The sequence below is a fragment of the Trinickia terrae genome (assembly GCF_005144415.1).
GTDB classification, from domain to species: Bacteria; Pseudomonadota; Gammaproteobacteria; order Burkholderiales; family Burkholderiaceae; genus Trinickia_A; species Trinickia_A terrae.
Genome location: NZ_SWJE01000001.1, coordinates 298776 through 310813, shown reverse-complemented (window position 1 = coordinate 310813; position 12038 = coordinate 298776). Strand labels below are relative to the sequence as shown.

Genomic DNA, 12038 nt, shown 5'->3' with positions numbered 1-12038 from the left:
CGTGCAGAACAACATCCCTCCGAACGCCGCGGCGAACGCGGCCCGCGCGCCAGCCGGCTTCCCTGTCGATGCCCCGATGACCGCGCGCGACAAGCGCGCGCTCGCCGCGATCATGCTCGCCGTCGCGCTCGCCACCCTCGACACCGCGATCGCCAACACCGCCCTGCCGGCCATCGCCGCCGACCTTCACGCCGCGCCGGCCTCGTCGGTCTGGATCGTCAACGCCTATCAGCTCGCGATGGTCGCCACCTTGCTGCCGCTCGCGGCGCTCGGCGACATCGTCGGCCACCGGCGCATCTATATCGCGGGAGTCGCGATCTTCACGGGAGCGTCGCTCGTCTGCGGCCTCGCGTCATCGCTGCCGGCGCTGGCCGGCGCGCGCGTGCTCCAAGGGCTCGGCGCGAGCGCGATCATGAGCGTCAACATCGCGCTGATCCGCTTCATCTATCCGCCGCATCGGCTCGGACGCGGCGTCGGGCTCAACGCGCTCATCGTCGGGGTGTCGTTCGCGGTGGGGCCGACGGTGGCGTCGCTGATCCTGTCGCTCGCCAACTGGCCGTGGCTCTTCGTCGTGAACGTGCCGATCGGGCTCGCGGCGCTGGCATTCGGTATACCGTCGCTGCCGCACACGCCGCGCGGCAAGCACCACTTCGATGTCGGCGCGGCGCTCCTGAACGTCGTCACGTTTGCCGCGCTGATCCTCGCGCTCGGCGGCGCCGCGCAGCGCGCCGATACGCGCCTCGTGCTCGCGGCCGTCGCGGCCACGCTGGTGTTCGGATGGATGCTGATCCGCCGCGAAGCCGGGCACCCCGCGCCAATGCTGCCCGTCGATCTGTTCAAGCGGCCGGTGTTCACGCTGTCGGCCCTGACCGCAGTCTGCTCGTTCGCGGCGCAAGGGCTCGCGTTCGTTTCGCTGCCGTTCTATTTCGAGGACCTGCTGCAGCGCAGCCAGGTCGAGACCGGCTTCCTGATGACGCCGTGGCCAGTCATCGTCGCGCTGGCCGCGCCGATCGCGGGGCGCATGTCCGACCGTTATCCGCCCGGGCTGCTCGGCGGCGTCGGGCTGGCGATCCTGAGTGTGGGGATGGCGTCGCTTGCACTGCTGCCGGCGCATCCGCACGTGACCGACATCGTCGTGCGCATGGCCGTGTGCGGCGCGGGCTTCGGCTTCTTCCAGTCGCCGAACCTGAAGGCGCTGATGGCGAGCGCGCCGCCCGAGCGCAGCGGCGGCGCGAGCGGCATCATCGCGACCGCGCGGCTCATCGGACAAGCGACGGGCGCGGCGCTCGTCGCCTTGAGCTTCGGCATTGCGGGCCGGCACGGTCCGACGCTCGCGCTGGCGACGGGCGCCGTGTTCGCCGGCGCGGCCAGCGTGGCGAGCAGCTTGCGGCTGTTCGCGGCCGACCATCGCGCGGGACGCCAGGCGCGATAGCGGCATCAGGCGTTGGGTATACCCAATACGGCATGCGGTATACCGCATACCCTGCGCGGGTGCGGAAGGCGCCAGCCGATTGGCGCCTATCGCGCACCTACCGCGCCTTCACCGCGCGAAATACCCCTTCACAGCAGCGACGAACGTGTCGATGTCCGCGCGCGCGAGATCGCGATGCGTGACGAAACGCGAGGCGTACAGCATCTGGGTGAGCATGCCGCGCTCCTTGAGCCATGCTTCGAGCGGCGCGCAGTGCTCCTGCGGAATCTGCACGAACACCATGTTGGTCGCCTGCGATTGCACGCGCACCTGCTCGATCTGCGCGAGCGAACGCGCCAGATGCTCGGCGTTCGCATGGTCTTCGGCGAGCCGCTCGACGTTGTGCTCGAGCGCGTAGAGACACGCTGCCGCAAGCACACCCGACTGGCGCATGCCGCCGCCCAGCATCTTGCGCCAGCGGCGCGCGCGCTCGATCAGCGCGCGGCTGCCCACCAGCACCGAGCCGACCGGCGCGGCCAATCCCTTCGAGAAGCAGACCGAAATCGAATCGAACGGCGCGCAGAGCTCCGCGACGGGCCTTCCCGACGCGACGGCTGCATTGAATACGCGCGCGCCGTCCAGATGCGTCGCGAGCCCGCGGCTTTTCGCCAACGCCGTCGCCTCCGAGACGTAGCCGGCCAGCAGCACCTTCCCACCGATCGTGTTCTCGAGCGCCAGAAGGCGCGTGCGCGCGAAGTGATCGTCGATCGGCTTGATCGCGGCGGCAATCTTGTCGAGCGGCAAGGAGCCGTCCGCCGCGTTCTCGATCGGCTGCGGCTGGATGCTGCCGAGCACCGCCGCGCCGCCGCCTTCGTACTTGTAGGTGTGGGCGAGCTGGCCGACGATGTACTCGTCGCCGCGCTCGCAATGCGCCATCAGCGCGGCGAGATTGCTTTGCGTGCCGCTCGGAAAGAACAGGCCCGCTTCCTTGCCCGTGCGCTCGGCGAGCGTTGCCTGCAGGCGGTTCACGGTGGGATCGTCGCCCCAGACGTCGTCGCCGGTTTCGGCGGCGGTCATTGCGGCAAGCATCTCGGGGCTGGGACGAGTAACGGTATCGCTGCGTAGGTCGATCATCTGAGACTTCCTGTGGAGGGCGATGGGACGTGTCATTGCCGGCAGAAACGCCGCACGAGGGCGGCGGCGCGCATCGACAGCGTCGGCGCGTGCCGCTTCACACGCGAGCTTGGAAGTGTACGCAAATTGCCCGGCAGGCGCGTCAGCCGCCCGCGCGCGGCAAGTAGTTCAACGGATCGACCGGCGTGCCGTCGCGGCGGATCTCGAACTCGATGGTGCCGCGCCCGCTTGCATCGGTCGCCATCTCGCCGATCTGCTGCCCCGCGCGGACCGCGTCGCCTTCATTGACGAGCAGCTTGCCTGCGTGACCGTACGCGGAGACAAGCGTGTCGCTGTGCTTGATGACGATGAGCGGCCCGTACTCCTTGATCCCGGCGCCGACATAGACGACGCGTCCGTCCGCCGCCGCGGTGACTGCTTCGCCGGGCGCGCCGGCAATCACGATCCCTTTGGACTTGCCAGCCTCGAACGGCACGATGACGGAGCCGCGCGCCGGCCACGCGAAGCGGACCGGCGCCGTGCCGGCAAGCGGCTGCCCCGGCGCGCCCGGAGGCGCCGCCGATGCAACCGCCGGAGGCGACACGCGCAGCACCTGGCCGGGCACGACCGGCGCGTTGACAGGCATCCGGTTCCAGCTCGCGACGTCCTGCGGACGCTGGCCGTATGCCGCGGCGATGCTTGCAAGCGTGTCGCCGGAGTTGACGCGGTAATAGCCCGCCGCGACACGCGCAGGCGCGGGGTTCGGGGCGAACATGTCGCTCCACGGCGGCGTCGCGCAGCCGCCGATCAACGCCGCTCCCGCGAGCGCCAGCGCCAGCGCCGCTCGTGCGAGCGTGCGGGGTTCGCACGCGAAGTAGTTCGTTATTTTCATGATTGCCCCTTTTCGATACGGTAAACCTGTGCCGGCGTCGCACATGGCGTGCGCCGCGCGCGCGAAGCCGTCAAACGCTCCCTTGCGTCTCGACGACCAAAATACGTGCCTCGCCTAGCGGATGCGCGACATGCTCGGTCCCTGCCGACGCGTGGAAGATGTCGCCGGTTTCGAAGATCGTCGAATGCTCGTTGCCGTCGATTCGATAGCGCATCTCGACGCGCCCGTCGAGCGCGCCCCAGGCGCGCGCCGCGGTGAATGTCTTGCTGCGGATGATGTTCATGAAGCCAGCTCCAAGACCATGCGCCGAGCATGGTACACGCTCGACGCGTCTGCGTCGGCGCTTCGCACGAAAACGGGGAGCTGCCGCGAAGCGGCTATGGCGCGAGCCGATGGAGGAAAGACACCGCGCGCGGCGGTTGGTTCGAGGACGGATACGGATGCGCGGTGGCCGCAGTCAGGCCGGCGGCCCAAATAGACGACTGGCTCGCGCCTGCTCCCTTGCGGGAGCGCTGCGAGCCAGTCTGATTGCCTGCTGCTTTGCTGCGATTTACAGGGACCTATTCTTTCTCAGCCCTTTCAACCGCATGACATGCAACGATCAACGGCCGAAGTACAGCGGGTGGACGCCATCGACATTCATCGGCTTGGCGATGCCCGATTGCACCGCTCCGCCGTTGCTGCCGCCGTAGCCGCTGGTGTCCGCCACCGACGCGACTGCAGTGCCTTGTTGCGCGTTCACGCGCGCTTCGGCAGCCTGGATGTCGGCCGGATACGTGATGTTGTCGCGGTTCGGGTTGTAGCCGGCTTGCTCGACCTTGACGAGGTCGGCGCGGACTTCGGCGCGCGTCACGGGTTGTTGGCTCGATTGAGCGAACGAGGCGATCGGAGCAGCGATGACCGAAGCAGCGATGACAGCATAAACGAGCGATTTCATGACATTACCTCCGAGATTTTTGTTACGCCGCAAACAACATGTCTGCAGCGATTGACGAAAGTCTAGTCATCGAAACGCCTCGGGAAAACCCCGATTTCACAGATTGAGTTTTCGCAAATTCGCAACAATCCGAACGTCAACACCCCTATTGACAAGGCTGCATATCGATAATGAGCCCCTGCTTTCGCAGGTCTCGTCCGAAAAATTCCGAGGCGGCCCGGCCACCCGGCCGAACCGCCCCGTTCGATCGCGAATCCGTGCTGCGTTGCCGCAGCATGCAACTCAGGACCAGTTCGCGTGAAAGCTGCCCGCGCGATCGACCCGCTCGAACGTATGGGCGCCGAAGAAGTCGCGCTGCGCCTGGACCAGGTTGGCGGGCACGCGCTCGGAGCGATAGCCGTCGAAATACGCCACCGCCGATGCGAACGCCGGCACCGGCACGCCGGCCGCCACCGCCGCGCTCACCACCTCGCGCAGCGCGGACTGGTAGTTCGCCGCGATATCGCTGAAGTACGGATCGAGCAGCAGGTTATCGAGCGCCGGGTCCTTCGCGTAGGCGTCGGTGATCTTCTGCAGGAAGCGCGCGCGGATGATGCAGCCCGCGCGGAAGATCTTCGCGATCGTGCCGAAGTCGAGATTCCAGTCGTATTCCGCGGAGGCCGCGTGCAATTGCGCGAAGCCCTGTGCATAGGAAATGACCTTGCTGAAATAGAGCGCGCGCCGCACCGCTTCGACGAACGCCGCGCGGTCGCCCGTGAACGGTTTTGCGGCGGGGCCCGCCAGCACCTTGCTCGCCGCGATGCGCTCGGTCTTCAGCGACGACAGCACGCGCGCGAACACGGATTCGGTGATGAGCGGCAGCGGCACGCCGAGATCGAGCGCGTTCTGGCTCGTCCACTTGCCGGTGCCTTTTTGCGCGGCGCGATCGAGGATCACGTCGACGAGATCCAGGCCCGTCTCCTCGTCTTTCTTGCGGAAGATCTTCGAGGTGATTTCGATCAGGTAGCTGTCGAGCTCACCCTCGTTCCACTCGGTGTAGACCTTGCCCAACTCCGCGTTCGACAGCCCGAGCACCTGCTTCAACACCCAGTAGCTCTCGGCGATCAGCTGCATGTCGCCGTACTCGATGCCGTTATGGACCATCTTCACGAAGTGGCCCGCGCCGTCCGGGCCCATATAGGCCACGCACGGCTCGCCGTCGGGCGCCTTCGCGGCGATCTCGGTGAGGATCGGGGCGACGAGGTCGTAGGCGTCGCGCGGGCCGCCGGGCATGATCGACGGCCCCTTCAGCGCGCCCTCCTCGCCGCCCGACACGCCCGTGCCGATGAAGTGCAGCTTCGATTTCGCGAGATCCTGATTGCGGCGGATCGTATCGGTGAAGTGCGTGTTGCCGCCGTCGATCAGGATGTCGCCTTCGTCGAGCAGCGGCTTGAGCGCGGCGATCGTGGCGTCGGTCGCCTCGCCCGCCTTCACCATCAGCAGGATGCGGCGCGGCTTTTCGAGCGACTCGACGAACTCTTCCAGCGTGTAGGCCGGCACGAGCTTGCGCTCGGGAAACTCGGCGATCAGTTCGTCGGTTTTCGTGCTGCTGCGGTTGTAGACGGACACCGCATGTCCGCGGCTCTCGATGTTCAGTGCCAGGTTGCGGCCCATGACGGCCAGCCCGACGACGCCGATTGCTTGTTTGCCCATTGTCGAATTCTCCTGTCGGTCAGAGTTGGCGCTTTAGCGCTTACTCTGACCCCATGCAAGGCTAAGAAGGCCGTGGTGCGCTTAGGACGGACCACGGAACAGCGACAAGGATAGAAGAAATGCGCGACCGATGCCGTGAGGACGGGCATGTCGCTCAGCCGCCGTAAGCTTCCTTGCGAAACACGACGCTGAAATTATTCGCAGGCATCGCGACGATCTCGTCGAACGCGAAGCCGTTCTGCGCGGCGAGATCGATCACGGCCTCGATGTCCCGCACGCCCCACTCGGGATTGCGGCTCCTCAGCTGCAGGTCGAACATCTCGTTCGACTCCGCCGTGTGCGCACCGTTGCGCCGATACGGACCGTACAGATAGAGCGCGCCGCCCGCGCCGAGCACGCGCGCGGCGCCCGCCACCAACGCCTGCGCCGCCGCCCACGGCGCGATATGGATCATGTTGATGCAGACGAGCGCATCCGCCGCCGCGATCGGCCACGGCTCGCGCATCACATCGAGTTCGAGCGGCGCGCGCAGGTTCGCGACCCCCGTGTGGGCCTTCCACGCGGCGATCGATGCGCGCGCCTCGGGCGACGCGTCGCTCGGCTGCCATTCGAGCTCCGGCAAGGCCCCGGCGAAATGCACGGCGTGCTGGCCCGTGCCGCTTGCGATCTCGAGCACGAGACCGCTTGGCGGCAAGACGCGGCGCAATACGGCGAGGATCGGATCGCGGTTGCGCTCCGCCGCGGGTGCGCTTTGGCGCGAGGTCGAGAGTGAATCGTCGTTTGGCACGATGGTTGTCCGGCGTCGGAGGGTTCGCGGGTTCGCGAGGCGGCTATGCGTCGGCGGCGACGCGCTCGGCCAGTGAAGTCAGCGCCTCCCCGCACGGCGCCTGAACCTTCAGCGCCAGCAATGGGTCCGCACGCGTGTGGCCGAGATTGATCGCCGCGATCGGCTTGCCCATCTTCTGCGCCCAGACGCAAAAACGATACCCCGAGTACACCATCAGCGACGAGCCGGCCACGAGCATCGCATCGGCCTTCTCCAGCGCGGCCGACGCCGCATCGACACGCTCGCGCGGCACGCTCTCGCCGAAGAACACCACCGAAGGCTTCAACATCCCGCCGCAATGCGGACACGCGGGGATGCGGAAGCTTTCGAGGTCGTGCCACTCGAGATGCGCGTCGCCATCGGCAGCGGGCGCGGCCACGGCGTCGAGAAGCGCAGGGTTGTCGGCCACGAGACGCGGCTGGATCGCCGCGCGCTCATGCTCGGCGCCGCAGGCGAGGCACGCGACGCGGCCGATGCTGCCATGCAGCTCGATGACGTCGGCGCTGCCTGCGCGCTGATGCAGGCCGTCGACGTTTTGCGTGACGAGGCGGCCGATGCGCCCCGCCTGCCCGAGCTCCGCGAGCGCGCGATGCGCTGCGTTCGGCTGCGCGCGGCCAACCACGGGCCAGCCGACCATGCTGCGCGCCCAGTAGCGGCGGCGCGCTTGCTCGGAGCCGAGGAATTCCTGCAATTGAATGGGTTGCGAGCGCATCCAGCGGCCGTGCTCGTCGCGGTAGCCGGGGATGCCGGAGTCGGTGCTGATACCCGCGCCGGTCAGCACGAACAGGCGCGGATGGCGGCGCACGAAGTCGTGAAGCGCGTCGAGCGGATCGGGATCGGCTGCGGCGGAAAGCGGATCGGTCATGGTGTGGCGGGATGGCGCCGCGAAACGGCGAAGGCGGCAAGCCCGCCGATTTTACGCCGCTTGCCGCGCCAGCGCGTCGAGATACGGCCAGGGGTAGATCCCTTGCGCGTGGCCGTCGCTGAAGACGAATTGCATACCGTATCCCATCGGCCGTATACCGACCACCTCGACATCGTCGGCTACGGCAATCGGCCCGCCTTGCAGACGAATACGCCGGCACGTGGAGCACGGGCACTCGCCGCGCAATGACGCGTAGCTCAATGCGTCCGCGCGTCCGTCATGCCAGTGAATCGTGAGGACACGCGTCATCTTGTCGAGCGCGATACGTTCCGGCGCTTGCATCGCCCGCTCACCGGTCGAGCGCATCGATCTGCGCCAGCGCGATGCGGACGGCCTTGCGCACTTCCGGGTCCGCATCCGACTCGGCCGCTCGAAGCGCGGGCAACGCACGGCTCGCGCCGATCTCACCTAGCGCGAGCGCCGCTTCCTTACGCAGATTGCTGATCGCATGCGTCAGCAACGACACCAGCGCTTCGCACGCGAGCGCGTCGCGCAGCTTGCCGAGAGCGCGCGCCGCCTGCAGGCGCACTTGCCAGTATTCGTCGTCGAGCGCCGCGATCAGTGCGTCGCGCGCGGCCTGCGCGCGCAGCTTGCCGAGCGTCGCCGCCGCTTCCTCGCGAACCTGCCACGCGGCATCGCGCAACGCGGTCAGCAGCGCAACGACCACCTGGGTCGCGTCCGCATCGGTTCGCGCCGCGAATCCGAGCGCGCCGATTGCCGCGCGGCGAACCTGTGCGTTCGGCTCCGTCGTCGTCAGCGCGGTCAGCGCGGACAGCGCCCGCTCATCCTTCAGCCAGCCGAGCACGCCGACCGCTTCGAGACGCACGGCCGCATCGTCGTCGCCGAGCGCGAGCAGCGCCGGATCGAAGGCGCCGGCATAGCGCAACTCGCGCAGCGCATGCAGCACCGCGCCGCGCACGAACGCATCGGCATGCGAGCCGAAGCGCACGAGGATCGCGCCCGATTGCGCGCGCCTCACCTCGGCGAGACTGTGCGCGGCAGCCTCGCGGACTTCGTGCGAAGGATCCACGAGCGCCGTGCAGAGCCCTTCCACGACATCGTCGCGTTCCCACGCGCCGAGCAGACGCGCGGCTTCGGCCCGCACCGCTTGCGCAGCGTCGCCGCTCAACGCCGCGACGATCGGCTCGATCAGTCGCTCGTCTTCGAGATCGGCCAGCTCGATGAGCGCGATGCGCCGCACCGCGGCGTCGGCCGACTCGAGACGCGGCAGCAATGCGGCGGCGTCTACATCGAGCGCGGAAGGATCGAAACTCAGGGGACGCGCAGGGTGTGTCATCGATGCTCGCTCGAAAGTTGTTAGCGCAACAAATAGGGGATCTCGACCTTCACGGCCCCGGTCGGGCAATCTTTTTCGCAGGGCATGCAGTACCAGCATTCGTCGAACTTCATATACGCGCTGCCCTTCGCGACATCGATCGCAAGCAGGTCGAGGGGGCAGACGTCGACGCATACCGTGCAGCCCTTGTCGGCGATGCACTTGTCGGCGTCGATCGTTACTGGCGCGGTGCTGCGCTGGAAAATATCGTGCGGCGTGTGGGGCATGGTTGACTCCTGAGACTCAGCCTTCAGGCAGCGAGCGCTCGTCCGCATGAATGCGCAGGTTTCGATAAGCATCGCTCTCGCGCTCGTCGAGCGAGACGATGTAGGGCTCGACGGGACGCTTCACGCTCGTCATGTTGCCGCCGGCGTCTTTGTGCAAATGCGTGTGGCAGAACCACTCGGCGTCGTTGCGCTGCGGGTGGTCGACGCGATGGTGGTAGAGCCCCCAGCGGCTCTCGGTGCGAAACAGCGATGCCCGCGCCGCCATCTCCGCGCAATCGCGAATGGCGCGCACTTCGGCCGCGCGCATCAGCTCGTGCGGGTCGTTCGCCTTGATCGCGTCGATGTCCTCGGCGATTTCGGCAAAGCGCTGCAAGCCGATCTCCATCTTGCGCGTGACCTTCGGCGGCTGCAGATAATCGTTGACCATGCGCCGCAGCTTGTATTCGACCTGCGACGGCGAGAGCCCCGACTCGCGTTCGAGCGGCGCAAACACGCGAGCACGCTCCGCGGCGACTTGCGCTTCGTCGAGCCCGGCGTGCTCGCGGCCCGCGACATGGTCCGCGGCGCTCTCGCCCGCGAACCAGCCGTAGGTGAACGCGCCGAGCATGTAGTTGTGCGGGACCGCCGCCATGTCGCCTGCCGCATAGAGGCCCGGCACAGTCGTCTCCGCGCGCTCGTTCACGTAGACGCCCGACGCGCTGTGTCCGCTGCAAAAGCCGATCTCCGAGATGTGCATCTCGACCATCTGCCGGCGATAGTCGGTGCCGCGCCCCGCGTGAAAGCGTCCGCGGCTCGGGCGCTCGTTCGTGTGGAGGATCTGCTCGATCGTCCGGATCGTCTCCTCCGCAAGATGATCGAGCTTCAGGAACACGGGCCCGTTGCCGCTTTGCAGCTCCCGATAGAACTCCCACATCATCTGGCCGCTCCAGTAATCGCATTCGATGAAGCGCTCGCCGTTGCCGTTCGCGGTGAAGCCGCCGAGCGGACCGGTCACGTAGGCGCAGGCCGGGCCGTTGTAGTCCTTGATCAGCGGATTGATCTGGAAGCACTCGAGATTCGCGAGCGCGGCGCCCGCGTGATAGGCCATCGCGTAGCCGTCGCCGGCGTTGGTCGGGTTCTCGTAGGTGCCCATCAGGTAGCCGGAGGCCGGTAAGCCGAGGCGGCCCGCGGCGCCGCAGCTGAGGATCACGGCCTTCGCGCGCACGACGTAGAAATCGGCCGTGCGGCAGTCGAAACCGAGCACGCCGCACACGTGTCCTTGCGAATCGGTCAACAGACGCGTCGCGACGATGCGGTTCGTGATCGCCACGCGCGAGCGCTTCAACTGGCGGTACAGCACCTTCTTGATGTCGTGGCCTTCGGGCATCGGCAGCACGTACGAGCCCATGTGATGCACTTTCTTCACCGCGTAGTCGCCAGTGCCGTCCTTCTCGAACTTCACGCCCCAGCGGTCGAGCTCTTCGATCGTCTTGAAGCTGTGCTTCGCGTAGGCGTAGACGGCGCGCTGATCGACAATGCCGTCGTTGGCGATCGTGATCTCCTTCGTGTACTGCTCGGGCGTCGCGTGGCCCGGAATCACCGCGTTGTTGAGCCCGTCCATCCCCATCGAGATCGCGCCGCTGCGCTTCACGTTGGCCTTCTCGAGCAGCAGCACGGCGAGCTTCGGATTGCGTTCCTTGGCCTTCACGGCGGCCATCGGCCCGGCCGTGCCGCCGCCCACCACCACTACGTCGTATTCGAGCACATGCGTATTCATCGCGTCGTTCCTTCCCTGGCTTGCGTGGTTTTCCGGCGGTCGATGCGCAAGCGGTACTGGAATGCGTCGCCGCGGAAATAGAGATGTTCGTAGTCGATCGGCGCGCCGTCCGCGCTATGGGTCAGCCGCTCGATGCGCAATACCGGCGAGCCGTGCTCGACGTCGAGCGCGTCGGCGAGCTCGTCGCCGGCAAGCACCGCGTCGATCGCGACGTCCGCGTGGCCGAGCGGCACGCCGCAGTCGTTCTCGAGAATCAGGAAGATGTCGCGCGTGACGAGGTCGGCGCTCGCGAGACGCTTGCCGAGCGCCTCGGGCACGTAGGTCACTTCGAGGGAAACGGGCTCACGGTTCAGAAAACGCACGCGATGAATCTCGGCCACCTTCTCGCCTTCCGGTAGCGCGAGACGTTCCGCGACCTGACGGTTCGCGGCGACGAAACGCACGCTGCGCAATTGGTTGACGATCTCATGGCCCATCGCCGACATCGCTTCGGCAAAGCCCTGCAGCGACGTCACGTTCTGGAACGCCTTCGGCTTCGACACGAACGTGCCCTTGCCGTGCAGCTTGAAGACGAGCCCTTCTTTTTGCAGGTCGTTGAGCGCCTGGCGCACGGTGATGCGGCTCACGTCGAACATCGCGCACAGCTCGCTTTCCGACGGCATGCGGCTGTGCGGCGCATAGCGGCCGTCGAGAATGCGTGCGCGCAATTCGTCCTTGATTTGCGCGTACAGGGGCCGCTGAATGGGTGGCGTAAGGTCCGGGTCTGATTCGGCTGGCTGCGGCATCGATCAACTTGTCATAACAAGATGATCGGCAGTGTAGGGACGGCTGCGCGCCGGACCAACCAAGTTTTCGTGCTATCGATTTCGTACGCGGCGCTATAGGACGCGTGTCTTCGACGTCGACGGAAGAATCAGCTGCTC

The 12038-nt window shown here is 66.9% G+C and carries 13 protein-coding genes; 1 reads left to right on the top strand and 12 read right to left on the bottom strand.

Going from position 1 to position 12038, the window contains the following annotated elements; genetic code table 11:
* The first annotated feature begins 76 nt into the window (after positions 1–76).
* Positions 77–1432: an MFS transporter gene (locus tag FAZ69_RS01405; RefSeq protein WP_136892146.1), complete on the top strand. Its 1356-nt coding sequence runs from the start codon at positions 77–79 to the stop codon at positions 1430–1432.
* Positions 1433–1540: 108 nt separating this feature from the next.
* Here the strand turns inward: FAZ69_RS01405 and ltaE are convergent, their stop codons facing one another.
* From ltaE to FAZ69_RS01345, 12 genes are all read right to left on the bottom strand, one after another.
* Positions 1541–2545 (bottom strand): low-specificity L-threonine aldolase, encoded by a 1005-nt coding sequence (gene ltaE, locus FAZ69_RS01400; RefSeq protein ID WP_136892145.1) that lies wholly within the window; start codon positions 2543–2545, stop codon positions 1541–1543.
* 142 nt (positions 2546–2687) lie between these two features.
* Complete coding sequence (locus FAZ69_RS01395; protein ID WP_169708522.1) at positions 2688–3416, bottom strand: peptidoglycan DD-metalloendopeptidase family protein; 729 nt, start codon at positions 3414–3416, stop codon at positions 2688–2690.
* A gap of 70 nt (positions 3417–3486) precedes the next feature.
* Positions 3487–3699 carry a hypothetical protein gene (locus FAZ69_RS01390; protein WP_136892143.1) on the bottom strand — a complete coding sequence of 71 codons (213 nt, stop codon included), beginning with the start codon at positions 3697–3699 and terminating at the stop codon, positions 3487–3489.
* Positions 3700–4017: 318 nt separating this feature from the next.
* On the bottom strand, positions 4018–4353 hold the full coding sequence (locus tag FAZ69_RS01385) for a DUF4148 domain-containing protein (RefSeq protein ID WP_136892142.1): 336 nt from the start codon (positions 4351–4353) through the stop codon (positions 4018–4020).
* Between the two features lie 282 nt (positions 4354–4635).
* A complete protein-coding gene (gnd, locus tag FAZ69_RS01380) occupies positions 4636–6045 on the bottom strand; it encodes an NADP-dependent phosphogluconate dehydrogenase (protein ID WP_136892141.1) in 1410 nt (469 codons plus the stop codon).
* 154 nt (positions 6046–6199) lie between these two features.
* Entirely contained in the window at positions 6200–6832 is a 633-nt protein-coding gene (locus tag FAZ69_RS01375; RefSeq protein WP_136892140.1) for a DUF938 domain-containing protein, read from the bottom strand.
* A gap of 43 nt (positions 6833–6875) precedes the next feature.
* Positions 6876–7736, bottom strand: a complete 861-nt coding sequence (locus FAZ69_RS01370) for an NAD-dependent protein deacetylase (RefSeq protein ID WP_136892139.1) — start codon at positions 7734–7736, stop codon at positions 6876–6878.
* Between the two features lie 51 nt (positions 7737–7787).
* A complete protein-coding gene (locus FAZ69_RS01365; protein ID WP_240702057.1) occupies positions 7788–8102 on the bottom strand; it encodes a gamma-butyrobetaine hydroxylase-like domain-containing protein in 315 nt (104 codons plus the stop codon).
* Positions 8086–9093 carry a HEAT repeat domain-containing protein gene (locus FAZ69_RS01360; protein WP_136892138.1) on the bottom strand — a complete coding sequence of 336 codons (1008 nt, stop codon included), beginning with the start codon at positions 9091–9093 and terminating at the stop codon, positions 8086–8088. Before FAZ69_RS01360 ends, FAZ69_RS01365 begins: the two co-directional genes overlap by 17 nt.
* Positions 9094–9113: 20 nt before the next feature.
* Complete coding sequence (locus FAZ69_RS01355) at positions 9114–9359, bottom strand: 4Fe-4S dicluster domain-containing protein (protein ID WP_136892137.1); 246 nt, start codon at positions 9357–9359, stop codon at positions 9114–9116.
* A gap of 16 nt (positions 9360–9375) precedes the next feature.
* Positions 9376–11115: a fumarate reductase/succinate dehydrogenase flavoprotein subunit gene (locus FAZ69_RS01350; protein ID WP_136892136.1), complete on the bottom strand. Its 1740-nt coding sequence runs from the start codon at positions 11113–11115 to the stop codon at positions 9376–9378.
* A complete protein-coding gene (locus FAZ69_RS01345; RefSeq protein ID WP_136892135.1) occupies positions 11112–11900 on the bottom strand; it encodes a GntR family transcriptional regulator in 789 nt (262 codons plus the stop codon). Before FAZ69_RS01345 ends, FAZ69_RS01350 begins: the two co-directional genes overlap by 4 nt.
* Positions 11901–12038: the final 138 nt, after the last annotated feature.

What these genes read in the sequence shown, in the direction of transcription:
- FAZ69_RS01405 (WP_136892146.1), top strand. Translation starts at nt 77, where the DNA reads ATGACCGCGCGCGACAAGCGCGCGCTCGCCGCGATCATGCTCGCCGTC.
- ltaE (WP_136892145.1), bottom strand. Translation starts at nt 2,545, where the DNA reads ATGATCGACCTACGCAGCGATACCGTTACTCGTCCCAGCCCCGAGATG.
- FAZ69_RS01395 (WP_169708522.1), bottom strand. Translation starts at nt 3,416, where the DNA reads ATGAAAATAACGAACTACTTCGCGTGCGAACCCCGCACGCTCGCACGA.
- FAZ69_RS01390 (WP_136892143.1), bottom strand. Translation starts at nt 3,699, where the DNA reads ATGAACATCATCCGCAGCAAGACATTCACCGCGGCGCGCGCCTGGGGC.
- FAZ69_RS01385 (WP_136892142.1), bottom strand. Translation starts at nt 4,353, where the DNA reads ATGAAATCGCTCGTTTATGCTGTCATCGCTGCTTCGGTCATCGCTGCT.
- gnd (WP_136892141.1), bottom strand. Translation starts at nt 6,045, where the DNA reads ATGGGCAAACAAGCAATCGGCGTCGTCGGGCTGGCCGTCATGGGCCGC.
- FAZ69_RS01370 (WP_136892139.1), bottom strand. Translation starts at nt 7,736, where the DNA reads ATGACCGATCCGCTTTCCGCCGCAGCCGATCCCGATCCGCTCGACGCG.
- FAZ69_RS01365 (WP_240702057.1), bottom strand. Translation starts at nt 8,102, where the DNA reads ATGCGCTCGACCGGTGAGCGGGCGATGCAAGCGCCGGAACGTATCGCG.
- FAZ69_RS01360 (WP_136892138.1), bottom strand. Translation starts at nt 9,093, where the DNA reads ATGACACACCCTGCGCGTCCCCTGAGTTTCGATCCTTCCGCGCTCGAT.
- FAZ69_RS01355 (WP_136892137.1), bottom strand. Translation starts at nt 9,359, where the DNA reads ATGCCCCACACGCCGCACGATATTTTCCAGCGCAGCACCGCGCCAGTA.
- FAZ69_RS01350 (WP_136892136.1), bottom strand. Translation starts at nt 11,115, where the DNA reads ATGAATACGCATGTGCTCGAATACGACGTAGTGGTGGTGGGCGGCGGC.
- FAZ69_RS01345 (WP_136892135.1), bottom strand. Translation starts at nt 11,900, where the DNA reads ATGCCGCAGCCAGCCGAATCAGACCCGGACCTTACGCCACCCATTCAG.